The organism is Burkholderia sp. BCC1985 (assembly GCF_905339915.1).
In the GTDB taxonomy this organism is placed as follows: domain Bacteria; phylum Pseudomonadota; class Gammaproteobacteria; order Burkholderiales; family Burkholderiaceae; genus Burkholderia.
In genome coordinates this window covers 25,528-47,036 of sequence record NZ_CAJPGY010000020.1, presented here as the reverse complement: position 1 = coordinate 47,036, position 21,509 = coordinate 25,528, and the positions used below count along the sequence as shown (strand labels likewise).

Here is a 21,509-nt window from a genome sequence, read left to right as displayed (position 1 = left end):
CACGCGACGCGCGCCGCGCGTTGCGCCTCGACACAGGAGCATCGATGCCGAATCACGCCGAAGCCACCACGACGCAGGCGCCGCAAGTCGCGCCCGTCCCCCCGACCCAGGCGACAGGCCCCGCATTCATCGCGCCCGAAGCCGATCCGCAGGCGCTCGCACGCAACAACCAGTACGTGCTGAAATCCGGCGACGCGTTCGTCGTCAGCGACGCGCTCGGCGACGTCGGCGGCCACGACGACGGCCTGTTCGTCGACGACATGCGCGTGCTGTCGACCTGGCGCCTGACGTTCGGCGGCCGCGCGCCGTCGCTGCTGTCGGGCGCGACGAGCGCGGACAACGCGTCGTTCACCGCGCACCTGACGAACCGCCCGCTGCCGCCGCTCGGCGGTCGCGAGACGCCCGAGGGCGTGATCCACATCGAACGGATGCGCGTGCTCGCGGGCGACGTGCTGCACGAAGCGCTGACGCTGACCAACTACGGCGCGAGCGAGGCCGAGGTGCCGCTGTCGCTGTCGTTCGCGGCGGATTTCAAGGACATGTTCGAAGTGCGCGGCACGCCGCGCCCGAAGCGCGGCACGGTGGTCGCGCCGCGCATCGACGGCGGGGCGGTGCGGCTGCGCTACGACGGCCTCGACAAGGTCGAGCGCAACGTGACCGTGCATTTCTCGCCGGCGCCCGACGCATTGTCGGTCGATCGTGCCGATTACACGCTGACGATCGCCGCGCAGGCGTGCGTGTCGATCTACCTGACCGTCGACGCGACGCTCGGCCGCGCGCACGACGATGAAGGCCCGGGATGCGGGCGTGTCGCGCTGCGCACCGCGCTCGTCGGCGTGCATCGCGAGATGCGCTCGCGCCGCGAGTCGATGGCCCGCGTGCACACCGGCAATCCGCTGTTCGATGCATGGCTCGACCGCTCGCTCGCGGATCTCGGGCTGCTCACGACGCAGCTCGATACCGGGCCGTATCCGTATGCGGGCATTCCGTGGTTCTCGACGCCGTTCGGCCGCGACGCGGTGATCACGTCGCTGCAGATGCTGTGGCTGCAGCCGTCGCTCGCGCGCGGCGTGCTGCGCTTTCTCGCGGAGCACCAGGCGCGCGAGACGTCCGCGTTTCGCGATGCGGAGCCCGGCAAGATCATGCACGAATTCCGCCGCAGCGAAATGGCCGCGACGGGGGAGGTGCCGTTCGCGCTCTATTACGGCGGCGTCGACACGACCCCGCTGTTCATCGTGCTCGCGGGCGCGTACGTCGAACACACCGGCGACGATGCGCTGATCGACGAGCTGTGGCCCGCGCTCGAGCGCGCCGCGCAGTGGGTGATCGACAAGTGCGACCGCAATCCGTACGGGCTGCTTGACTACCAGCGCACGTCGGAGCGCGGTCTCGCGAACCAGGGCTGGAAGGACAGCCACGATTCGGTGTTTCATGCGGACGGCCGTTTTCCCGACGGCCCGATCGCGCTCGTCGAAGTGCAGGCGTATGCGTGCGCGGCGCTCGATGCGATGTCGATGTGCTCGCACCGGCGCGGCCACGCGGCCGACGCGACACGCTATGCGCTGCGCGCGAAGGCGCTGCGCGACCAGGTCGAGACGCTGTTCTGGATGCCGGAAGGCCAGTTCTACGGGATCGCGCTCGACGGTCACGGCGACCTGTGCCGCGTGCTGGCGTCGAACGCGGGCCATCTGCTCGCGTTCGGCCTGCCCGACGCCGAGCGCGGCGCGGCGGTCGCCGGCGTGCTCGGCTCGACGCTGTTCCAGACAGGCTGGGGCGTGCGCACGCTCGCGGCCGGCCAGCCGCGCTTCAACCCGATGGCCTATCACAACGGCTCGGTGTGGCCGCACGACAATGCGCTGATCGCGCGCGGGCTCGCGCGCTACGGCGACAAGACGGCCGCGGTGAACCTGCTGCGCGCGCTGTTCGAAGCCGCGGTCAGCTTCGAGATGCGGCTGCCGGAGCTGTTCTGCGGGTTCCCGCGCCGGCGCGGCGAACCGCCGACCGCCTATCCGGTCGCGTGCCTGCCGCAGGCGTGGGCGGCCGGTGCGCCGTTCATGATGCTGCAGGCGTGTCTCGGCGTGAGCGTCGACGCGGCACGCCACGAGGTGCGGGTCGAGCGCCCGGCGCTGCCCGAAGGTGTCGACTGGCTGCGCATCGACGAACTGCGCGTCGGCGACGAAACGGTATCGCTGACGTTCCGGCGCGTCGACGGCCAGGTGATCGCGTCGGCGGAGCAGCCGGGGCGGGTGAAGGTGGTCGCGGTGCTGTAGCGCATGCGGCTGCACGGACGTTGCGCGATGTCGTGCCACGTCCGCGCGCAGCGGCATAGAATCGTGACATGACCCTTGAACGATGGCGGAGGCACCTACGATGACGACCGACAACCGGCCCGACGACGGCGAGCAGAAGAAGCTCGAGAACCTGGAAGCGGCGGTCGACCACCTGCACAAGTCGATCGAGTCGCAGAGCATCGCGGCTGGCGCGGCGAAGGGCATTCTGTTCAGCCTGATCGAAACGCTCGGCGCGCTGATCGGCGATCCCGACCTGCCCGAACATGCGCGCTCCGGGTACGAGGCGCTGCGCGACAAGGCGAGCGAATTGCGCCGCGGGCTCGACCGGCATTGACGAAGCGGCAGCCGGCGTCGGCCGCGTGGCCCGCGCCGGCGCTGCCCAATCCTGCACGGCGCGCACAAAACCCCGTGCGCTCAATGAGTTAGTCGGCCGGTGCGCAGGATATCCACAAGCTTGCCAACACAATCTGTGGAGAACCGGCCGGCCCCCGACCGGCCGCGCAAGCGGCGCCGCGAGGCCGTACACGATGACGCGTCATTGACCTGTCTGGCCCGATCTACTGAATCCCCTTTTGTATCAGGATGTTACGCGTCACATTGGTGGAATATCCACAGGCTTGCCAACAAAATCTGTGGATAAGTCTGACGTGATTGCTTCCTGATGGTTGACGATCCGGCGCGCGGCGGTCGGTGCGTCGAAGCCTTTGCGCACGGGCTGCCCGCTGCGTGCGTCGGCGCGATAATTCGTGCGCGATCAACGGGTTAGGCCTCGGGTACCCAGGATATCCACATCCTTGCCAACACAATCTGTGGACAAGCCGGGCCGCATCATTCGACCGGCGCGGTGTCGGCCGCCTCCGCGACGATCCAGTCGCGAAACAGCGTCATCGCCGGCGAGAGCGGCTTCGACTTCAGCGACGTGAGCCAGTAGCCGCCCGCGCGCACGTCGATGTCGAACGGCCGCGCGAGCAGGCCGAGCTGCAGTTCGCGCGCGAACATGCAGGCTGGCGCGAGCGCGATGCCGGCGCCCTGCATCGCGGCCTCGACCATCAGCCGCGACGAATCGAACACGGGCCCGTTCACCGCCCACGGTTCGAGCGGCGCGGCATCGAACCAGCCGAGCCATTCGTCGGTGCGGTACGAGCGCAGCAGCGTTTCGTTCGCGAGATCGGCCGGCCGCGCGAGGCGCCGCGCGATCTCCGGCGCGCACAGCGCGGTGAGTGGGGCGTCGAGCAGCCGCTCGTTGCGCGTCGCCGGCCAGTTGCCTTCCCCGAAGCGGATCGCGAAATCGAGACCCTCGGCCGCGAGGTCGACGACGTTGTTGTGGGTCCGTAGCCGCAGCTCGACGAACGGGTGCGTGTCGCCGAAGCGCTTCAGCCGTGGCATTAGCCAGCCTATGGCAAAGGTGCCGACCGCGCCGAGCGTCAGCACTTCGTGGAAGCGCCCGCCGTCGAACTGCTTGAGCACGGTTTCGATCCGGCTGAATGCGTCGCTGAGCACCGGCAACAGCGCGCGCCCTTCGTCGGTGAGCCCGAGGCCGCGCGGCAAGCGGGTGAACAGCGCACAGCCGAGCCGCTCCTCGAGCGAGCGCACCTGCTGGCTCACGGCCGCCTGGGTCACGCTCAGCTCGAGGCCGGCGCGCGTGAAGTTCAGGTGGCGCGCCGACGATTCGAACGCGCGCAACGCATTGAGCGGAAGATGAGGGCGGAGCTTCGTCATAAGAATTTCTTTTGTCAGCGCTCAATTATCGTTGCTTGTCAGGCAACCGTAAAGTCACGATAGTGCTGTCTCGCCGGCCGGCCATTCTGCCTCCACTCCACCACGAGAGACACTCCATGACCTACTCATCGCAACGTCGAACCCTGCTGCTGGCCGCCGCGACGGCGCCGCTCGTCCTGACCGTCAGCGCGTGCGCGTCGCCGCCGGCTGCCGCGCAGGACGTTTCGTCCGCGACGTCGTTTGCCGCGCTCGAGCGCGCGGCGGGCGGCCGTCTCGGCGTGTGCGCGATCGACACCGCGGGCGGCCGGCGCGTGCAGCATCGCGCGGACGAGCGCTTCCCGTTCTGCAGCACGTTCAAGGCGATGCTGAGTGCGGCGGTGCTCGCGCAGAGCGTCGAGCGCCCGGGGCTGCTGCAGCAGCGCGTGGCCGTTGCGCAGTCCGATCTCGTGAACTACTCGCCGGTGTCGGGCAAGCATGTCGGCACCGGGATGACCGTCGCCGAGTTGTGCGAGGCGGCGATCCAGTACAGCGACAACTCGGCCGCGAACCTGGCGATGAAGCTGATCGGCGGGCCGGCGGCGGTGACCGCGTTTGCACGTTCGATCGGCGACGACACGTTCCGGCTCGATCGCTGGGAGACCGAACTGAACACCGCGTTGCCGGGCGACCCGCGCGACACCACGACGCCGGCCGCGATGGCCGCGAGCCTGTGCGTGCTCACGCTCGGCGACGCGCTGCCGCCCGCGCAGCGTGCGCAGCTCGTCGCGTGGCTGCGCGGCAACAAGGTCGGCGACAAGCGGATTCGTGCGGGCGTGCCGGCCGGCTGGCAGGTGGCCGACAAGACCGGCACCGGCGACTACGGGACGACGAACGACGCGGGCGTGATCTGGCCGCCGTCGCGCGCACCGATCGTGCTCGCCGTGTATTACACGCAGGCGCGTGCCGATGCGAAGGCGAAGGACGACGTGATCGCGGCCGCCGCGCGCATCGCGGTCGCGACGTTCGCGTGAGCGGGCGGCGCGGCGCGCGTTCATCGATGAATGCACGGAACGACGAAGCGATGTGTCGATGAATGCACGCGGTGCCGCAGTCGTGACCGGCATGTCGAAACGTTGTGCGATCAACGACTTAGGTCACGCATGCTCAGGATATCCACATCCTTGCCAACAAAAATTGTGGACAAGCCCGCGCGCGGCCGCGTTCATCGCGCAGCGGGCGCGGCGCCGGCGTGCGTCAGGCTTGCCTGCCGGGTTCGAAGCGACACGGACAAAACCTTTCGGATCAAGCGCTTGTGCGTGGTATGCGCAGGCTATCCACACGCTTGCCAACACAATCTGTGGACAAGCGGCGTGGCGCGCGCGACATGCGGTCCGTCGCGTCGCGCGACGATGCGTGAACGGCACATCGCGTGGCCGCGTGCCCGATTCGAAGCGGCGCGGACAAAGTCTTACGGATCAAGCGCTTGATCGCGGTATGCGCAGGCTATCCACATGCTTGCCAACACAATCTGTGGACAAGCCCGCCCGATGTTCAGCCATGCCGATCGTCGACCGAGGGCCAGCGCGCGAACGCGAACACCCACAACATGATGAAGTTCAGGACCGGGACGAACATCGTCAGGATCCACCAGCCTGAATGCCCGGTACGCCGAACGATGCGGACATACGGATAGACGACGATCGCGACGAGCACGAGCGAGACGATCAACTGCCCTGCGGTGAAGTGTTCCATGGTCTTCCTCGGAATGATGTGTCGTTGTCCGATGCGGGCGCAACGGCCGGCACCGTGGTGCCGCTGCGTGAAGTCTCGCGATGCGTGGCGCGTGCGGCTCGTGTGATCGTGACGCGTGGCGGGTGCGGGCGTCAAGCGGCGGGCAGGGCGCCGCTGTTGCGCCGGATCGTCCGTCTGCGCGCGCGGGCGAACCGCGTGCTGCCGCAACGGTGACGCGGCGCATGAATCATTGGCCGATCAACGGGTTAGCCGATGCGTGCGCAGGATATCCACAAGCTTGCCAACAAAATCTGTGGGTAAGTGCTGCGACGATCGCATCGCACATCATTGGGGCATCGACGTGGCATCGTGATGCGAAGTGCGGCGAACCGGCGCATGTGACGGCCCGGCGCGCGCCGCGTCTGCATCACGCGTGCCAAAGTCCGTCGGATCAACAGCTTAGCGTTGCGGTGCGCAGGATATCCACAAGCTTGCCAACATTTTCTGTGGAGAAGTCCGCGTGGCGATCGCGCAGCGCGGCACATCGTGCAAACCGCCTCGTCTGCCGGATCCACCGTGAAGATGTTGAGGAGCACGACGGGTTGCGCGTCGACGCCGAGCTGTTGCCGGATCGGGAAGTTCGGGTCCATCGATTTGAAATGTGGCATTGGGCGCCCCTGCAAGTAGTGCGGCGACGACTCGGAGGGAAGGGATCGGTACGCGATGTCGCGTCGAGGCGAGCGCCTGCTCGACGCGAGTTGGCGCATTCGCTGCGCACGAGCGCCAAACCCTTTCGGATCAATGGCTTGCTGCCATTAGCGGCCGGTTGTCCACAAGCTTGCCAACACAATCTGTGGAAAAGCGGCCCGTCGGGCGTGTGTCAGGCCGGCGCCGGAAAGCGCACCGTCACGGTCAGCCCGCGCCCGCCTTGCGTCGTGCCGAGCGCGACGGTTGCGCGATGCTGTTCGGCGATCCGCTTGACGATCGACAGCCCGAGCCCGCTGCCCGACGACGTGACCGCCTGCGCGCCTTCGCCGCGATAGAAGCGCTCCCACACGTCCGTGCGCTCGGCTTCCGGAATGCCGGGGCCGTCGTCGGCGACTTCGAGCACGGGCGTCGCGCCATCGAGACGCGCGGACACGTCGACGCGCGCGCCGACGCCCGCGTAGCGGATCGCGTTGTCGACGAGGTTGTTCAGCAGCACGCGCAACGTGTCGATGTTGCCGGCGGCCATCACCGGCGACGACACGATCGCGCCGAGGTCGATGCGGTGCGCATCCGCGACGCGCGTGCGATCGGCGACCACCGAGCGGCACAGCGCGGCGAGATCGACGGGCGCGGAGGCCGCGGCGGACGCCTGCGCGTCGGGTTCGAGGCGCGCGAGCGTCAGCAATTGTTCGGCGAGGTGGCCGAGGCGTGTCGTGCCCGCATGGATCTGCGCGAGGATCTGCTCGCGTTCGTCGGCCGTCGACGCGCGCCGCAGCAATTGCGACTGGATCGACAGCCCCATGATCGGCGTGCGCAATTCGTGCGCGGCATCGGCGATGAAGTGTCGCTGCAGCGTGAATGAACGGTCGAGCCGCGCGAGCAGGTCGTTGATCGCTTCGGCGAGCGGGCGGACTTCGTTCGGCATCGACGCGACGTCGACCGGCTCGAGATTGTTCGCATTCCTGCGCTTCAGTCCGGCCGCGATCGTGCGCAGCGGCCGCAGCCCCGCGCCGATGCCGAACCACAGCCCGATCGCGAGCACCGGCAGCATCGAGAACACCGGCCACAGCAGGTGCACCGCGATGCCAGCGATCGCTTCCCAGCGCGCGTGGCGCGCCTGCGCGAGCCGGATTGTCGTGCCGCCGCGTTCGGTCACGTAGGTGCGCCACGGCTGGCCGCCGACGTCGACGCTGCCGATGCCCGTCTGCGCGGGCGGCGGCAGCGCGGACTTGCGATCGGTCGAATACACCAGCGTGCCGTTGCGCCAGACCTGCAGCAGCACGGCGTCGGGGTCACCGGCCTCGAATTCGTGCTTGCCGTCGCGATGGTTGCTGAACGACAGTTCGCCGTTCGGGCCGACGACGATCTGCTTCGACATGCTGCGCATCTGGTCGTCGAGGAGATCGTCGAGCTCGCGCAGTGCGCCCCAGTAGGTGCCCGCGCTTGCGACCAGCCCGATCACGCACGCGGCCGGCAGCAGCCACGTCAACAGGCGCCGCCGCAGCGATGCGCTGCGCCAGCGCGCGATCGCGTGTTGCAGACGCATCATGCGGCGTCACCGATCCGGTAGCCGACGCCGCGCACCGTGCGGATCATGTCGTGGCCGAGTTTCTTGCGCAGGTTGTGGATGTGTACCTGCACCGCGTTGCTCTCGATTTCCTCGCCCCAGCTGTACAGCCGTTCCTCGAACTGTTCGCGCGAGATCACGGCGCCGGGGTCGCGCATCAGTTCGTGCAGCAGCACGAACTCCTTCGGCGACAGCGTGACTTCTTCGTCGTTGAGCCAGACCAGGTGCTTGACCGGATCGAGCCGCAGCGGGCCGATCGCGAGCGTCGTCTGCGCGCGCCCCGCGTGGCGGCGGTTGACCGCACGAATGCGGGCGAGCAGTTCCTCGAGCACGAACGGCTTGACGAGGTAGTCGTCGGCACCGCTGTCGAGGCCGGCGATGCGGTCCGGCACGCCGTCGCGCGCGGTGATGATGATCGCGGGCAGGGTTTCGTCGCGGCGGCGCAGCGACGCGAGCACCGACAGGCCGTCGCGGTTCGGCAGCCCGAGGTCGAGCAGCAGCAGGCCGTAGCCGGTCGAGCGCAGCGCGAGCGTCGCGGCATCGCCGTCCTTGACCCAGTCGACCGCGAAGCCTTCCTGTTTGAGGCCCTGTTCGAGCCCGCTGCCGATCAGCGGATCGTCCTCGACGAGCAGTACGCGCATGGATTCGTGTCTGTTGGCGGGCGCGGGCGCCCGGGGTTCCCATGATAAGCGCAGGTGTCTTAGGCGGAGCTTAAACACGGGCGCCTGCGTGCGTTCGCGCACTGGAACGTTGCGACGGCATGCCGCGGCGCACGGTCTTCAGCTTTGCTTAATCTTACGGTCCGTAATCTGGGGCCGTCGCGTTCAACGGAGCGCGGCGCACTCGAAAAAATGGAGGAACGAGATCATGAAACACCTGACGAGAATCCTGGCGGTCGCGCTTGCCGTGCTGCCCGCCGCCGTCTACGCGCAATACACGGGGCCGTCCGCGCTGACCACGACGACCGTGAAGGAACTGCTCGCGAACGGCAAGGACGACCAGCACGTGCAGTTGCAGGGGCGCATCGTCAAGCATGCCGGCGGCGAGGACTACGAGTTCGCCGATGCGACGGGCACGATCCGCGTCGAGATCGACCACAAGCTGTGGGCGGCCGGCCAGCCCGTCAGCGACAAGAACGAAGTGAAGCTGACCGGCGAGTTCGAGCGCAAGTGGTCGGGCAAGGTGAAGGTCGACGCCGATCACGTCGAAGTGCTGCGCTGACCGGTGCACCCGTGCACCGGCGCGCACGGGGCCGGTGATACCATGGACGACCGGTTCCCGTTCTCACCAAGATGGCTGCCAATTTCGATGAACTCGCGTCCCGGATCCGGGCGCAATTTTCCGAACTGAGCCCGCAATTCCAGGCGGGCGCTGCATTTCTGCTCGATCATCCCGACGAGGTCGCCACCTCGTCGATGCGCAAGGTCGCGCAGCGCGCGCAGGTTCAACCCGCGTCGCTCGTGCGGCTCGCGCAGCAATTCGGTTTCCCCGGCTGGAACGAGCTGCGCGACCTGTGCGTCGCGCGCGTGCGCACGCGTCCCGAGCCGCTCACGCAGCGTGCGCGCTCGCTCGTGCGGCCCGACGCGAAGGCGTCGCTCGCGCACGACCTGCTCGCCGCACAGCAGCACAATCTCGCCGCCACCGCCGCACAGAACGGGCACGCGCTCGCGGACGCCGCGAAGCTGATCCGCAAGGCGTCGCACGTGCATGTCGCGGGGTTCCGGTCGTGCTATCCGGTTGCGTTCGGTTTCGTGTACGGCTACCGGCTGTTCCGGCCGACCGTGTCGTTGCTCAACGGTGTCGCCGGCTCGCTCGAGATGGAGTTGCGCACGATCGCGAAGCAGAGCGTGACCGTGATCATCAGTTTCGCGCCGTATTCGGCGGAAGCGACGCGCGTCGCGCAGGCGGCGAAAGCGCAGGGCAGCAGGATCGTCGCGATCACCGACAGCGCGGTGTCGCCGATCGCGCTGCATGCGGACGCGCAGCTGATCTTCACGCACGACAGCCCGTCGTTCTTTCCGTCGCTGGTCGCCGCGCATGCGATGGCCGAGGCGCTGGTCGCGCAGTTGCTGGCGCTCGAAGGCAGCGATGCGATCACGGCGCTCGAGCGCACGGAAGCGGAACTGCATGCGAAGGGCGCGTATGTCGTGTAGCCGCACGCGCGGCTTCCACTGTTTTCCGCTCCCGTTTTTTTCCTTGATCCGACGTAACCGATGACGTTCACCTACGACGTGACCGACGCCGGCGACGTGAACGTCCGCAAGCAGATCGCGGCGCCACTCGTCCGGTTCAACGAAAGCCGGGCCGGCCCGGCCGACTTCCGGCCGCACACCGCGCCGCGCGCGCGGCCCTGACATCCGCATCGATATTTCATCGCGACCTGAACCGTCGCGTACCGCGCGCGCGTATGCTGGCGTCTCCATTCCGAGGAGACATCAATGTCCGATTCCAACGTGCAGTTCCGCCAGGCCGAAACCTTCCGCGCGCTGCATGCGCGCCCCGGCGCCTTCATCATCCCGAACCCGTGGGATGCCGGGTCCGCCCGGCTGCTCGCGATGGCCGGCTTCGAATCGCTCGCCACCACGAGCGCCGGTTTCGCGTTTTCGAGAGGGCGGCCCGACAACGCGATCGGCCGTGACGAAATGCTCGCCCACATCGCCGAGATCGTCGCGGCGGGCGGCCTGCCGGTCAGCGCCGATCTCGAGAACGGCTTCGGCGACGCGCCCGACACGGTCGCCGAGACGATCCGCCTGGCGGCCGGCGCCGGCGCGGTGGGCGGCTCGATCGAGGATGCGACCGGCCGCGCCGATGCACCGATCTATCCGTACGACGCGGCGGTCGAGCGCATCGCGGCGGCGGTCGACGCGGCGCGCGCGCTGCCGTTTCCGTTCACGCTGACCGCGCGTTGCGAAAACTACCTGCACGGCCGCCACGACCTCGCCGACACGATCGCGCGGCTGGTCGCCTACCGCGACGCGGGCGCCGACGTGCTGTACGCACCGGGCGTGACCGATCCCGACGAGATCGCGGCGCTCACGCGCGCGGTCGGTGCGCCGGTCAACGTCGTGATGGGGCTGCAGGGCGGGTTGCTGAGCCTCGAGACGCTCGCGGCGCTCGGCGTGAAGCGCGTCAGCGTCGGCGGCGCGCTGGCGCGGGCCGCATTCGGCGCGTTCCTGCGCGCCGCGACGGAAATGGCGCGCGACGGCACGTTCACGTTCACGCAGGCGGCGGTGCCGGGCCGCGACCTCAATCGCTGGTTTTCGGCGCCGGACAATTCGCCCGTTCAGTTCGAACAATAAGGGCCGGTGAAACGTGGGAACGTTTCCAACCGAAAGCTGATTGACGGTAATCAATCGAAACTGCTGCCGATTTGAAGTTCGATGACGGCGCGAAAACCATCGATTATTCTCCGTATTCCGGCGGTGCGACCGGAACCGGCACGCAAGCCACGCCGGTTCTGGCGTCAGCCGCCCGCCACGCGAACCGGTGCCGCATATTGTTGCGATTTTCCGGTCGCTGTTTTTTTCGTATTCGGGAGTTGCCGGTTATTTATCGGATTGGTAATCTCCCGCATATCCGAATGACCTGCCAGCGGGCCGCCGGAAAATGAATATATAAAAAATCGAGAGAGCGATGACAATCCGAGAAAATCACCGCAGTGGCGTTCGCGTCGGCGATGTCGTGACGCTGAAAACCGGCGGGCCGCGCATGACCGTCACCTACGCGGGGCCGGTCGTGTTCGACGATGCCGACTGGCTGATCTGCCAGTGGTTCGACGACAGCGGCCACTTCCGGCAGGAAATGTTTCATCACGAAACGGTAGTGCCCGAACCGCGCGCGATTTCCGCCGGGCGTGTCCGCGTGCGCATGCAGGGGCACCGCTACCGGTCGGCAGCCTGACGACGCGCCCGTCGCGGCATCGCGCCGCTTGCCGGCCGCAGGTTGCCGCATTGCCGTGGCCCGCCGTGCCGGCATGCCGACGACATCCACGACATTTCACGTCAACCCGAAACATGCGGCGGCCCGGCGCGCCGATACTCCACGCATGAACCCGACCCATCCGATTGCCGCGGTCACGCACCGCGATCCCTACCCGTATTACGCGACGCTCGTCGACGGGCCGCCGCTTGCGTTCGACGCCTCGCTCGGCCTGTGGGTCGCGAGCCGGGCGGCGAGCGTGACGGCCGTGCTCGGCCACCCGGCGTGCCGCGTCAGGCCGCTCGATGCGCCGGTACCGCCCGCGTTGCGCGGGTCGACGGCAGGTGCGCTGTTCGGCGAACTGGTGCGCATGAACGACGGCGCATTGCGGCACGACGTGCCGAAGCAGGCGCTGCGCGCGGCGTTCGCGCCGATCGATGCGAACGCGTTGCGCGAACGGGCCGCCCAACTCGCCGGCAGCCGGCTGCGCGCGCCGTATGACGCCGATGCATTGAACGCGTGGTGCCTGACGGTGCCCGTTTGCGCGGTCGCCGATCTGCTCGGCTTCGACAGCGCGCAACTCGACGATATCGCCGCGCTGGTCGTCGACTTCGTCGCCGCGCTGTCGCCGCTGTCGGACGACGCCGCGCTGGCCCGCGCGAGCGAAGCCGCGCGGCAACTGCTCGACCGCATGACGGAACGCGTCGCGTGCACACGGGCCCAGGACGGTTCACTCGTCGCCGCGGTTCAGCAGGCGGCCGGCGCCGCGGGCTGGCACGCCAGCGGCGCGCTGGTCGCGAACCTCGTCGGGTTGCTGTCGCAGACGTGCGAGGCGACGGCCGCGTGGCTCGGCAACGTGCTGGTCGCATGGGATGGCACGGACGGCGAACGCGCGATGCCGGATACGGCCGCCCTCGACGCATTCGTCGCCGAGGTCGGCCGATTCGATGCGCCGGTGCAGAACACGCGCCGCTTCGTCGCGGCGCGCACGACGATCGACGGCGTGACCGTCGATGCCGGTGCGGCCATCCTGGTCGTGCTTGCGGCGGCGAACCGCGATCCGGCCGTGCATCGCGAGCCGCACCGACTGCTGCCGGGCCGCGCGCCGGGGCCGAACTTCGGGTTCGGCACGGGGCCGCACGGCTGTCCGGGCGAGCGGATCGCGCGGGCGGTCACGGCGGGGGCGTTCGGGGCGTGGTTGCGCGCGGGCGGTGACGCGCCGCGCGACAGGCTGGTGTGGGACTACCGGGCCTCGACCAATGTCAGGATGCCGAAGTTCGGCGTGGCGAGGTAAGCGGAACGGCGGGACTGCCTAGCGGCAACCTTGCTTCTCGGCCCATTGTTGCTGGGCGGCGACGCGGCGTTGCACGCGTTCGACGAGACCGGTCGAGAAGGTCCGCATGCTGATGCCGCGGCGCTTCGCGAGGATGGTTTGCGCGACGTCGGTCTGCGGGTTCGGCTGGCATGCCCAGTACAGCGTCATCAGCCAGCCGATGCCCGTCCATGCGAACAGCGCGTTGAACATCGCGATCGTCAGCTTGTCGTGCCGGCTGCGCCGATCGGCGACGATGGCCGGAAGAAAATAGAGCGCGATCGCTGCGACCGAACCGGCCACCTGAATCAGGACTGTGTGTTCCATGTTGCTGCTCCGTCCGAACTGCAATGAGGCTGATTGTCGCGCTTTTTCCGTTCGTGTGCCGGCAATTGATTGTTGCGTTTTCAATAACGATCAGCGCATGGCGACGCCCTCCGGCTGCACTTCGTTGCTCAACGCGAAACCTTCGTCGAGCCAGCCCGTGACGCCGCCGATCATCAGCTTCACCGGGCGGCCGAGGCGCGCGAGCCGGATCGCCGCGCGCGCGGCGCCGTTGCAGTGCGGGCCCGCGCAGTAGACGACGAACAGCGTGCCGGCCGGATGGTCGGCGAGCTTGCCGGCGACGATCTTGCGGTGCGGCAGGTTGCGCGCGCCGGGCACGTGGCCGGCGGCGAACTGCTCCGGCCCCCGGACGTCGAGCAGCACGAAATCCGGCGCGCCGGACGCAAGTGCATCGTGGACGTCCCAGCAATCGGTCTCGAAGCGCAGCGATGCTTCGAAGTGCGCGAGGGCGGTGGCGCTGTCGGCGGCGGGGACGTCGGTGACGTATGACATGAATGGCGCTCCTGAAGGACGGCGCGGAATGCGCCGGAATGAAGGGCAGTATCGCGGTTCGGCGGCCGTCGCGGCAGTGGCGCGATCGACAAGTTCCGGTAACATCGCGCCATGCACAATCATCTCGTCGTCGCGCTCGCCTACGATCGCCTCTGCACCTTCGAGTTCGGCTGCGTGGTCGAACTGTTCGCGCTCGAACGCCCGGAACTCGGCGTCGACTGGTATCGCTTCGCGGTCTGCGCGAGCGAGCCCGGGCCCGTGCGGGCGGCGGGCGGCATCACGGTCGCCGCGCCGTACCGGCTCGCGATGCTCGATCGCGCGGACACCATCGTGATTCCCGGCTGGCGCGATCCGGACGAGCTGCCGCCGGAGCCGCTGCTGAAGAAGCTGCGTGCCGCGCATCGTCGCGGCGCGCGGCTCTGTTCGATCTGCTCGGGCGTGTTCGTGCTCGCGGCGGCCGGCGTGCTCGACGGGCTCACCGTGACGACGCACTGGCGCTACGCCGAGCGCCTGCAGGCGCGCTATCCGGCGCTGCGCGTGAATCCCGATGCGCTGTACGTCGACGAAGGGCAGATCGTCACGTCGGCCGGCTCGGCGGCGGGGCTCGACATGCTGCTGCATCTCGTGCGCCGCGATCATGGCGGCGCGATCGCGAACCGCGTCGCGCAGCGCCTCGTGCTGCCGCCGCATCGCGACGGCGGCCAGGCGCAGTTCGTGCCGCGCCCGGTCGCGCCGGGCGGCAGCGACCGGCTCGCGAAGCTGATCGACTGGATGCGCGCGCACGCGGCCGAGCCGCACACGCTCGCGTCGCTGGCCGCGCAGGCCGCGATGAGCACGCGCACGCTGCAGCGGCAGTTCGCGGATGCAACGGGGATGTCGCCGCTCGCATGGCTGATCCGCGAGCGCGTGAACGTCGCGAAGGACATGCTCGAAGCGCATCCCGGGCTGTCGCTCGCGCAGATTGCCGCGCGCGCGGGGTTCGGTTCCGAGGAGTCGTTGCGCCGGCATTTCCGGCGCGTCGCGGCGACGAGCCCGGCTGCGTACCGGCGGGGGATGGATCGCGGTGTGAGGTCCACGGACGCGTGAGTGGTGCGTCTTTCCGCGCAGTGGCGGAATCAGTCCGTCGTTTGCTTCTTGTCGACTTCGAGCACGCGTAAGATGGCGATCGCCGTGCGGCGACCGTAGATGCGGCGCCGCCATTCCCGCTCGCAACGACAACGACAAGGACAATCATCATGGGCCTGCTGGGCAAGCTGTTCGGAAAGAAAACGCGTGACGAAGCGGCAGCGCCTGCGCGTTCCGCGCACGACGCAGGCGGAGCGTCGGAAGCAACGGAAGGATCCGACGATACGCACGAACAAGGCGGCCCGGACATCGCGCCGGAACTCGCGCCCGCGCTGAGGGCATTCCAGGCCGGCCGGCACGAGGCCGCGATCGCGGCCGCCGCGCCGCACGCGGAGCGGCTGGCCGATGCGGCGCGCCTCTGCGCGCTTTCATACTCGGCGATGAAGCGTTACCCGGAAGCGTTTCCGTACTGGCTCGCGCTGTTCGACCATGAGCCGAGCGCGCACAACGCGGTGCAGCTCGCGACGACGTCGGTGATGTGCGACGAAGTGGAGCGCGGCGAAGCGTGGATGCAGAAGGCCGCCGAGGTCAATCACGACACGCACGAGCAGTCCGACGTCGCGGCGCGCGTGAACTTCATTTCGGCGCTGATGCAGGGCGGCCACCTGCGCGAGGCGCTGCCGCATCTCGCGTGGGTGCGCGACGTGTACGGCCACGTGCGGATCACCGATTCGACCTTCCTCTACATGCGCGGCATTCCGTTCTTTTCGTCGTTCCTCGAGAACAGTCTCGAGATCCTGAAGGCCACGCAGCCGGCCGACGCGATCGAGCCGTGGTACGGGGAACTGAAGGGCAAGCTCGACGAAGAAGGCGAAGCGCAGCTTGCCGCGTGGGTTAATCAGTTGCCGGCATGACCGGCCGGTTCATCGCGCGCCGCGACGCGTGCCGCATCCTGCCGGCGCGGCGTCGCGGCGCGCATGCTCAGCGCGTGTTGGTATTGCCGGTATCGCGCGCGGTTTGCTTGATGCACGCGATCCGGTACACGCCGTCCTCGACTTCGACGCCATGCGTGTCGTGCGTGAAGCCGGGGAAGCGCAGGTCGTACTGCTCGAGCGCCTTCAGGTAGCCGAGCAGCGGGCCGTCGGCCGGCCCCGCGTTCTCGCCGGGCATCAGCAGCGGAATGCCGGGCGGATAGGGCACCACGCCCGTCGCGACGGTGCGGCCCGCCATCTCGGCGAGTTCCAGCATCTCGATGTCGTTGTGCACGAGATGCTCGTACGCCTCGGCCGGGCTGAAGTCGGGCTGCGGCAGCGTCGAGAAGCCGCGCGACATCATCTCGGTCGTCTTCAGGTCGCTCATCGCGCTGAACATCAGGTCGCACAGATCGCGCAGGCCGAGCGTGCCGTAGCGGTCCGGATAGCGCGCGACGAGTTCCGGCAGCGCCTGCTCGAGCGGCGCGTTCGCATCGTAGTCGCGCTTGAAGTCGAGCAGCGTGTTGACGAGCGTGCCCCACTTGCCCTTCGTCACGCCGAGCGAGAACAGGAACAGGATCGTGAAGTCGGTCGTCTTCTCGACGACGATCCCGTGCCGGTCCAGGTACGCGGTGACGACCGACGCCGGAATGCCGACCGGCATCAGCCCGCCATGCGGCGCGACGCCCGGCGTGACGATCGACACCTTGATCGGATCGAGCATGCAGTAATCGTCCTCGATCTCGCCGAAGCCGTGCCATGTGTCGCCCGGATGCAGCACCCAGCATGACGGATCGGTGGCGAGCAGCATTTCGTCCGCTTCATGGAAGCGCACGCGCCGGCCCGTCTTGCGATCGACCACGGTGTCCGGCTGCCAGCCGTTGAAGAACCAGTCGTCGTTCTCCTCGCATTCCGCATGCAGCCGCGCGAGCATCCGGCGGAACGACACGGCCTCGCGGATCGCGTCGGTGGTCAGCGCCTCGCCGCCGGGGCCGTCCATCATCGCGGCGCTCACGTCGTTCGACGCGATGATCGCGTAGTTCGGCGACGTCGATGCATGCATCATGTACGCCTCGTTGAAGCGCGCGTGCTCGATCGGGTTGCGGCCGTTGCGGACATGGATGAACGACGCCTGCGACAGCGCGGCGAGCAGCTTGTGCGTCGACTGTGTCGCGAACACGGTCGGCTTGCTCGCGTCGTGCTGCGACGGATCGCCGTGCATCGCGTGGCGATCGCGGTAGATCGGGTTGAAGCGCGCGTAGCCGTACCACGCCTCGTCGAAATGCAACCGGTCGACGCTCTGGCCGAGCAGTTCCTCGATGCGCGTGACGTTGTAGCAGAGGCCGTCGTACGTCGAGTTCGTGATCAGCGCATGCACGGGCGTCGGGTCGATGCCGTCGCGGCCGCGCACGAGCGGGTTCGCGTCGATCGCGAGACGCACGGCGGCGGCCGTGAGCCGTTCCGGCATGATCGGCCCGATGATCCCGTAATGGTTGCGCGACGGAATCAGGTAGGTCGGAATCGCGCCGGACATCGTCATCGCGTGCTCGGCCGACTTGTGGCAGTTGCGATCGCACAGCGCGACCTGGTTGCGCGTGACGCTCGCCATCAGGATCACGCGGTTCGACATCGACGAGCCGTTCGTCACGTGATACGTGCGGTGCGCGCCGAACACGCGCGCCGCGTAGCGTTCGCTTTCGCCGATCGGGCCCGAGTGGTCGAGCAGCGAGCCGAGCTCGCCGACCGAGATCGACAGGTCCGAGCGGAACAGCGCTTCACCGAAGAATTCGAAGTACGCGCGGCCGACCGGCGATTTCAGGAACGCGGTGCCGCCCGTGTGGCCCGGCGTGTGCCACGAGTATTCGTACACGCGCGAGAACTGCGCAAGCGCGCGGAACATCGGCGGCAGCACGGTTTCGCGGTAGCGTTCGATCGCGGCGACGATCCGCCCGCCGATGAACGCGGTCGTGTCCTCCAGCATCCAGATGAAGTCGTCGGCCTTGCGCATCGCGTCGACGGGAATCGCCGCCGCGCTCGCGCGGCTCGCGAGCAGGAACACCGGCACCGTCGCATTGCGCGCACGCATCGCGTCGAGCACGGCCTGCGCGGGCGCATGCACGGGATCGTTGCCGAGCTCCCAGTTGAGCAGCAGGCACTGGATCGCGGGATCGGCGTCGACCACCGCGCGTGCGTCTTCGGCTGAGGTCGCGATCACGACGTCGACGAGCCGCGTGCGCAATTCTTCGACGAGCGCGGTGGCCGCGCGTCCGGTGGCCGTGCGTTCGTCGATGTCGTGCTGCACGAGCAGCGCCTTCATGCCGAGGCGGCGGAACGCCGGTTGGGTCAAGGAAGCGGTCATGGGTCATTCCCCCGTTTGTTGAGTTGCCGGGATGCCTGCTGCGGCGGCCGGCGAGCGTGCGTGAAGGCGGGCGGCCTCGTGTTGGCCGACGGAGATCCAGAAGGCCGCGACGAGCGCGACGATGGTCACGCCGAGCGCGAGGTAGCGCACCCAGCGCGGCGAGCGGCCGCCCGGATGGACATGGGTTTCCTCGATTTCGCGCTGGCGGTTGATCGACAGCTCGTAGAACACGATCGTCGCGATCACGAAGATCAGCGACCAGCGCGTCTGCTGGCCGTCGGAGCCGACCATCGCCCACAGCGCGTAGACGGCGCCGATCAGGCCGACGATCGTGTAGAAGGTGAACTGGTGCGACGGCATCTTGCCGTAGCCGAGCACCTTGATCGCGATGCACGAGTAGATGTACGGCAAGAGCGTCATGATCACGGCGATCGACGCGATCTTGCCGAACTGCTCGCTCGCGCTCGGCGACATCGTCGCGAGCACCTGCACCGACATGATGACCGCGACGATCGCGAGGCCGGCCGACGGCACGTTCTTCGAGTTGACGCGGGCGAACACGCCGGCGAACAGGCCGTCGTCGGCCGCGGCCTTCGCGGTCTGGCCGACCAGCAGCGTCCAGCCCGCGAGCGAGCCGAGGCAGCCGAGCGCCGCGCAGATCGCGACCGCGTTCGCGGCGGTGTCGCCGAGCGCGAGGCGCGCGGCATCCGCGAACGGCGCGCTCGACGCGAGCAGCGCCTTGTTCGGGATCATCCCCATGATCACGGTCGAGCTGAGCACGTAGCAGACGGCCGCGAGCACGACGCCGCCGACGGTCGCGATCGGCACGTTGCGCGACGGGTTCTCGACGACGCCGGCCGACACCGACGCGCTCTCGACGCCGATGAACGCCCACAGCGTGAAGTTCAGCGTCGCGCCGATCGCGCTGAAGCTGCTCGCGCCCGACACGTTCCAGCCGGCGAAGTACACGTCCTTGCTGAACCAGAACCAGCCGAACACGGCCATCCCGAGGATCGGCACGAGCGCGAAGATCGTCGTGACCGACTGCACGCGGCCGACCACGTTCGGCCCGAGGATGTTCGCGTAGGTGAACAGCCAGATCACGAAGATCTGCGCGAGCGCGAACACGAGCGGGTCGTGCAGGACCGGGAAGAAGTGCGTCAGGTAGCCGAGGCCGGCGACCGCGAGGCCGACGTTGCCGAGCACGTTCGCGAGCCAGTAGATCAGGTTGGTCTGGTAGCCGATGTACGGGCCGAAGGCCTTGCGCGCATACGCATACGGGCCGCCGGCGGCCGGGTCGATCGCCGCGAGCTTCGCGAACACCAGTGCGAGCGACACGGCGCCGACCACGGTGATCAGCCAGCCGAAGATCGCGATGCCGCCGGTGGCGGCGAGGTTCGCGGGCAGCATGAAGACGCCGGAGCCCATCATGTTGCCCGCGACCATCAGCGTGGCGGGGATGACGCCGATTTTCGGCGCGGCGGTCGCGGCTGGCGCGGCGGCGGAACGGGAGGAGGACGAGCTGGCATCGGACATGCGAGGCTCCTTGAATGGTCGTGATGCGGTTGAGGTGGCGCGGCCCGGCACCGGTCGACGATTCCGGAATGGATCGTCGTTTTATTGAACGACAGCATCTTATCTCCTAATGAAGTTTAATAAGGGTAAGCGAGGCCATTTAATATCTTGAATATTGATGTCGATCATTGAAAAGGGTGAAACGCTTTGGTGCGGATGAAGGTGGCCGAACCGGGGCGGATGGCCTGTCTGGCCCGTCCGGCCGGTGGTTCCGGGGCGAAGGCGAGATGCGGGGCAGGTTGAACGGATAATCGATTTTTGCCGAACCGGTTAATTCAATTTACGGGCTGAGTGAGTCGACAAACCATGATTGAATCAGTCGGTTATTATCGAGCGCTCGAAATGCGCTCGCCCGCGCCATTGATTATTTCTACCGAACGGTGATTCCGATGACGATGCTGCCTTCCCGCCTGCCGCTGATCCAGGCTCCGATGGTCGGTTCCCTGAGCCCGCTGACGATTGCGGTCTGCGAGGCGGGCGGGCTCGGCTCGCTCGCATGCGCGGCGCTCGGCCCGCAGCAGTTGCGCGACGAGATCGCGGCGATCCACGCACGCACGCCGGCGCCGTTCAACGTCAACTTCTTCTGTCATGCGCCGCCAGCGCCCGACGCCGAGGTCGACGTGCGCTGGCGCGCGGCGCTGGCCGGCTACTACGCGGAAGCCGGGCTCGATCCGGCCGACGTGAAGGGCGGCCCCGGTCGCGCGCCGTTCGACGACGCGATGTGCGCGGTCGTCGAGGAATTGCGCCCGGCCGTCGTGAGCTTCCATTTCGGTTTGCCGGACGAAGCGCTGCTCGAACGGGTGCGGCGCACGGGCGCGTTGGTCGTCTCGTCCGCGACGACCGTCGAGGAAGCGCGCTGGCTCGATGCGCGCGGCGTCGATGCGATCGTCGCGCAAGGCGCCGAGGCGGGCGGGCATCGCGGGATGTTCCTGACCGACGACATCCACGCGCAGCCGGGCCTGTTCGCGCTGCTGCCGCAGATCGTCGACGCGGTGCGCGCGCCGGTGATCGCCGCCGGCGCGATCGCCGATGGCCGCGGCATCGCGGCCGCGTTCGCGCTCGGCGCACGCGCGGTGCAGATCGGCACCGGCTACCTGCTGACGCCGCAGGCCGGCCGCTCGGCGCAGCATCGCGCGGCGCTGCGGGCCGCACGCGACGACGGTACGCGCGTGACCAACCTCTACACGGGCCGCCCCGGACGCGGCCTGCTGACGCGCTTCATGCGCGAGCAGGGGCCGATGAGCGCGCTTGCGCCCGCGTTCCCGCTCGCGACGGCGGCAGTCGATCCGCTGCGCGGCGCGTTCGAGCGGCAGGGGCGCGACGATTTCTCGCTGCTGTGGTCGGGCGAGGCCGCGGCGCTTGCGCGGGAAGAGGATGCCGGGGCGCTGACCCGGCGGCTGTGGGACGACGCGATCGCGTGCGCGGCGGGGTTGCGCGACGCATTCCCGCAGGCCGTTTGAGCGGGGGCGCGACGCGC

19 protein-coding genes and 1 pseudogene are annotated in these 21,509 nt (G+C 68.4%); 12 read left to right on the top strand and 8 right to left on the bottom strand.

Annotated elements, in window-relative coordinates; genetic code table 11:
- Positions 1–44 precede the first annotated feature (44 nt).
- Entirely contained in the window at positions 45–2,270 is a 2,226-nt protein-coding gene (locus U4Z31_RS21280; RefSeq protein WP_321811319.1) for an amylo-alpha-1,6-glucosidase, read from the top strand.
- 100 nt (positions 2,271–2,370) lie between these two features.
- Positions 2,371–2,625 (top strand): hypothetical protein, encoded by a 255-nt coding sequence (locus U4Z31_RS21275; protein WP_044847902.1) that lies wholly within the window; start codon positions 2,371–2,373, stop codon positions 2,623–2,625.
- A gap of 494 nt (positions 2,626–3,119) precedes the next feature.
- Here the strand turns inward: U4Z31_RS21275 and penR are convergent, their stop codons facing one another.
- Positions 3,120–4,010, bottom strand: a complete 891-nt coding sequence (gene penR, locus U4Z31_RS21270; RefSeq protein ID WP_044847903.1) for a beta-lactamase transcriptional regulator PenR — start codon at positions 4,008–4,010, stop codon at positions 3,120–3,122.
- 116 nt (positions 4,011–4,126) lie between these two features.
- Here penR and blaPEN-bcc point away from each other — a divergent pair, with 116 nt between their 5' ends.
- Complete coding sequence (blaPEN-bcc, locus tag U4Z31_RS21265; protein WP_321811318.1) at positions 4,127–5,020, top strand: PEN family class A beta-lactamase, Bcc-type; 894 nt, start codon at positions 4,127–4,129, stop codon at positions 5,018–5,020.
- A gap of 520 nt (positions 5,021–5,540) precedes the next feature.
- Here the strand turns inward: blaPEN-bcc and U4Z31_RS21260 are convergent.
- The 3 genes from U4Z31_RS21260 to U4Z31_RS21245 form a co-directional block, all read right to left on the bottom strand.
- Positions 5,541–5,741 (bottom strand): membrane protein, encoded by a 201-nt coding sequence (locus U4Z31_RS21260; protein ID WP_044847905.1) that lies wholly within the window; start codon positions 5,739–5,741, stop codon positions 5,541–5,543.
- Between the two features lie 859 nt (positions 5,742–6,600).
- The gene (locus tag U4Z31_RS21250) at positions 6,601–7,977 is read right to left on the bottom strand and encodes an ATP-binding protein (protein WP_321811317.1); all 1,377 of its coding nucleotides are present in this window, start codon (positions 7,975–7,977) and stop codon (positions 6,601–6,603) included.
- On the bottom strand, positions 7,974–8,636 hold the full coding sequence (locus U4Z31_RS21245; RefSeq protein WP_044847907.1) for a response regulator: 663 nt from the start codon (positions 8,634–8,636) through the stop codon (positions 7,974–7,976). The genes U4Z31_RS21250 and U4Z31_RS21245 overlap by 4 nt, the downstream gene beginning before the upstream one ends.
- Positions 8,637–8,862: 226 nt before the next feature.
- Here U4Z31_RS21245 and U4Z31_RS21240 point away from each other — a divergent pair, with 226 nt between their 5' ends.
- The 6 genes and pseudogenes from U4Z31_RS21240 (at position 8,863) to U4Z31_RS21215 (ending at position 13,207) form a co-directional block, all read left to right on the top strand.
- Positions 8,863–9,216: a YgiW/YdeI family stress tolerance OB fold protein gene (locus U4Z31_RS21240; protein WP_044847908.1), complete on the top strand. Its 354-nt coding sequence runs from the start codon at positions 8,863–8,865 to the stop codon at positions 9,214–9,216.
- A 71-nt stretch (positions 9,217–9,287) separates the two neighbouring features.
- The gene (locus U4Z31_RS21235) at positions 9,288–10,148 is read left to right on the top strand and encodes a MurR/RpiR family transcriptional regulator (RefSeq protein ID WP_044847909.1); all 861 of its coding nucleotides are present in this window, start codon (positions 9,288–9,290) and stop codon (positions 10,146–10,148) included.
- A 60-nt stretch (positions 10,149–10,208) separates the two neighbouring features.
- Positions 10,209–10,322 (top strand): annotated as a pseudogene (locus U4Z31_RS21230) (GNAT family N-acetyltransferase); the annotation flags it as partial.
- Positions 10,323–10,433: 111 nt separating this feature from the next.
- Positions 10,434–11,294, top strand: coding sequence for an isocitrate lyase/phosphoenolpyruvate mutase family protein (locus U4Z31_RS21225; protein ID WP_321811316.1), 861 nt, complete (start codon positions 10,434–10,436; stop codon positions 11,292–11,294).
- Between the two features lie 334 nt (positions 11,295–11,628).
- On the top strand, positions 11,629–11,895 hold the full coding sequence (locus U4Z31_RS21220; protein ID WP_044847912.1) for a YodC family protein: 267 nt from the start codon (positions 11,629–11,631) through the stop codon (positions 11,893–11,895).
- 145 nt (positions 11,896–12,040) lie between these two features.
- The gene (locus U4Z31_RS21215) at positions 12,041–13,207 is read left to right on the top strand and encodes a cytochrome P450 (protein WP_321811315.1); all 1,167 of its coding nucleotides are present in this window, start codon (positions 12,041–12,043) and stop codon (positions 13,205–13,207) included.
- Positions 13,208–13,225: 18 nt separating this feature from the next.
- On the opposite strand, the gene U4Z31_RS21210 is transcribed toward U4Z31_RS21215, so the two are convergent.
- Complete coding sequence (locus U4Z31_RS21210) at positions 13,226–13,552, bottom strand: superinfection immunity protein (protein ID WP_044847914.1); 327 nt, start codon at positions 13,550–13,552, stop codon at positions 13,226–13,228.
- Between the two features lie 90 nt (positions 13,553–13,642).
- Entirely contained in the window at positions 13,643–14,062 is a 420-nt protein-coding gene (locus tag U4Z31_RS21205) for a rhodanese-like domain-containing protein (protein WP_321811314.1), read from the bottom strand.
- A 111-nt stretch (positions 14,063–14,173) separates the two neighbouring features.
- Here U4Z31_RS21205 and ftrA point away from each other — a divergent pair, with 111 nt between their 5' ends.
- On the top strand, positions 14,174–15,148 hold the full coding sequence (gene ftrA / locus U4Z31_RS21200) for a transcriptional regulator FtrA (RefSeq protein WP_044847916.1): 975 nt from the start codon (positions 14,174–14,176) through the stop codon (positions 15,146–15,148).
- A 149-nt stretch (positions 15,149–15,297) separates the two neighbouring features.
- Complete coding sequence (locus U4Z31_RS21195; RefSeq protein ID WP_321811313.1) at positions 15,298–16,041, top strand: hypothetical protein; 744 nt, start codon at positions 15,298–15,300, stop codon at positions 16,039–16,041.
- A 67-nt stretch (positions 16,042–16,108) separates the two neighbouring features.
- On the opposite strand, the gene U4Z31_RS21190 is transcribed toward U4Z31_RS21195, so the two are convergent.
- Together U4Z31_RS21190 and adiC are read right to left on the bottom strand one after the other, a co-directional pair.
- A complete protein-coding gene (locus U4Z31_RS21190) occupies positions 16,109–18,457 on the bottom strand; it encodes an Orn/Lys/Arg decarboxylase N-terminal domain-containing protein (protein ID WP_321811312.1) in 2,349 nt (782 codons plus the stop codon).
- Positions 18,458–18,460: 3 nt separating this feature from the next.
- Positions 18,461–19,993, bottom strand: a complete 1,533-nt coding sequence (gene adiC / locus U4Z31_RS21185; RefSeq protein ID WP_044847919.1) for an arginine/agmatine antiporter — start codon at positions 19,991–19,993, stop codon at positions 18,461–18,463.
- Between the two features lie 428 nt (positions 19,994–20,421).
- Between adiC and U4Z31_RS21180 the strand changes: the two genes are divergently transcribed.
- Positions 20,422–21,492 (top strand): nitronate monooxygenase, encoded by a 1,071-nt coding sequence (locus U4Z31_RS21180; protein ID WP_321811311.1) that lies wholly within the window; start codon positions 20,422–20,424, stop codon positions 21,490–21,492.
- The last annotated feature ends 17 nt before the right edge of the window (positions 21,493–21,509 follow it).

What these genes read in the sequence shown, in the direction of transcription:
- U4Z31_RS21280 (WP_321811319.1), top strand. Translation starts at nt 45, where the DNA reads ATGCCGAATCACGCCGAAGCCACCACGACGCAGGCGCCGCAAGTCGCG.
- U4Z31_RS21275 (WP_044847902.1), top strand. Translation starts at nt 2,371, where the DNA reads ATGACGACCGACAACCGGCCCGACGACGGCGAGCAGAAGAAGCTCGAG.
- penR (WP_044847903.1), bottom strand. Translation starts at nt 4,010, where the DNA reads ATGACGAAGCTCCGCCCTCATCTTCCGCTCAATGCGTTGCGCGCGTTC.
- blaPEN-bcc (WP_321811318.1), top strand. Translation starts at nt 4,127, where the DNA reads ATGACCTACTCATCGCAACGTCGAACCCTGCTGCTGGCCGCCGCGACG.
- U4Z31_RS21260 (WP_044847905.1), bottom strand. Translation starts at nt 5,741, where the DNA reads ATGGAACACTTCACCGCAGGGCAGTTGATCGTCTCGCTCGTGCTCGTC.
- U4Z31_RS21250 (WP_321811317.1), bottom strand. Translation starts at nt 7,977, where the DNA reads ATGATGCGTCTGCAACACGCGATCGCGCGCTGGCGCAGCGCATCGCTG.
- U4Z31_RS21245 (WP_044847907.1), bottom strand. Translation starts at nt 8,636, where the DNA reads ATGCGCGTACTGCTCGTCGAGGACGATCCGCTGATCGGCAGCGGGCTC.
- U4Z31_RS21240 (WP_044847908.1), top strand. Translation starts at nt 8,863, where the DNA reads ATGAAACACCTGACGAGAATCCTGGCGGTCGCGCTTGCCGTGCTGCCC.
- U4Z31_RS21235 (WP_044847909.1), top strand. Translation starts at nt 9,288, where the DNA reads ATGGCTGCCAATTTCGATGAACTCGCGTCCCGGATCCGGGCGCAATTT.
- U4Z31_RS21225 (WP_321811316.1), top strand. Translation starts at nt 10,434, where the DNA reads ATGTCCGATTCCAACGTGCAGTTCCGCCAGGCCGAAACCTTCCGCGCG.
- U4Z31_RS21220 (WP_044847912.1), top strand. Translation starts at nt 11,629, where the DNA reads ATGACAATCCGAGAAAATCACCGCAGTGGCGTTCGCGTCGGCGATGTC.
- U4Z31_RS21215 (WP_321811315.1), top strand. Translation starts at nt 12,041, where the DNA reads ATGAACCCGACCCATCCGATTGCCGCGGTCACGCACCGCGATCCCTAC.
- U4Z31_RS21210 (WP_044847914.1), bottom strand. Translation starts at nt 13,552, where the DNA reads ATGGAACACACAGTCCTGATTCAGGTGGCCGGTTCGGTCGCAGCGATC.
- U4Z31_RS21205 (WP_321811314.1), bottom strand. Translation starts at nt 14,062, where the DNA reads ATGTCATACGTCACCGACGTCCCCGCCGCCGACAGCGCCACCGCCCTC.
- ftrA (WP_044847916.1), top strand. Translation starts at nt 14,174, where the DNA reads ATGCACAATCATCTCGTCGTCGCGCTCGCCTACGATCGCCTCTGCACC.
- U4Z31_RS21195 (WP_321811313.1), top strand. Translation starts at nt 15,298, where the DNA reads ATGGGCCTGCTGGGCAAGCTGTTCGGAAAGAAAACGCGTGACGAAGCG.
- U4Z31_RS21190 (WP_321811312.1), bottom strand. Translation starts at nt 18,457, where the DNA reads ATGACCGCTTCCTTGACCCAACCGGCGTTCCGCCGCCTCGGCATGAAG.
- adiC (WP_044847919.1), bottom strand. Translation starts at nt 19,993, where the DNA reads ATGTCCGATGCCAGCTCGTCCTCCTCCCGTTCCGCCGCCGCGCCAGCC.
- U4Z31_RS21180 (WP_321811311.1), top strand. Translation starts at nt 20,422, where the DNA reads ATGACGATGCTGCCTTCCCGCCTGCCGCTGATCCAGGCTCCGATGGTC.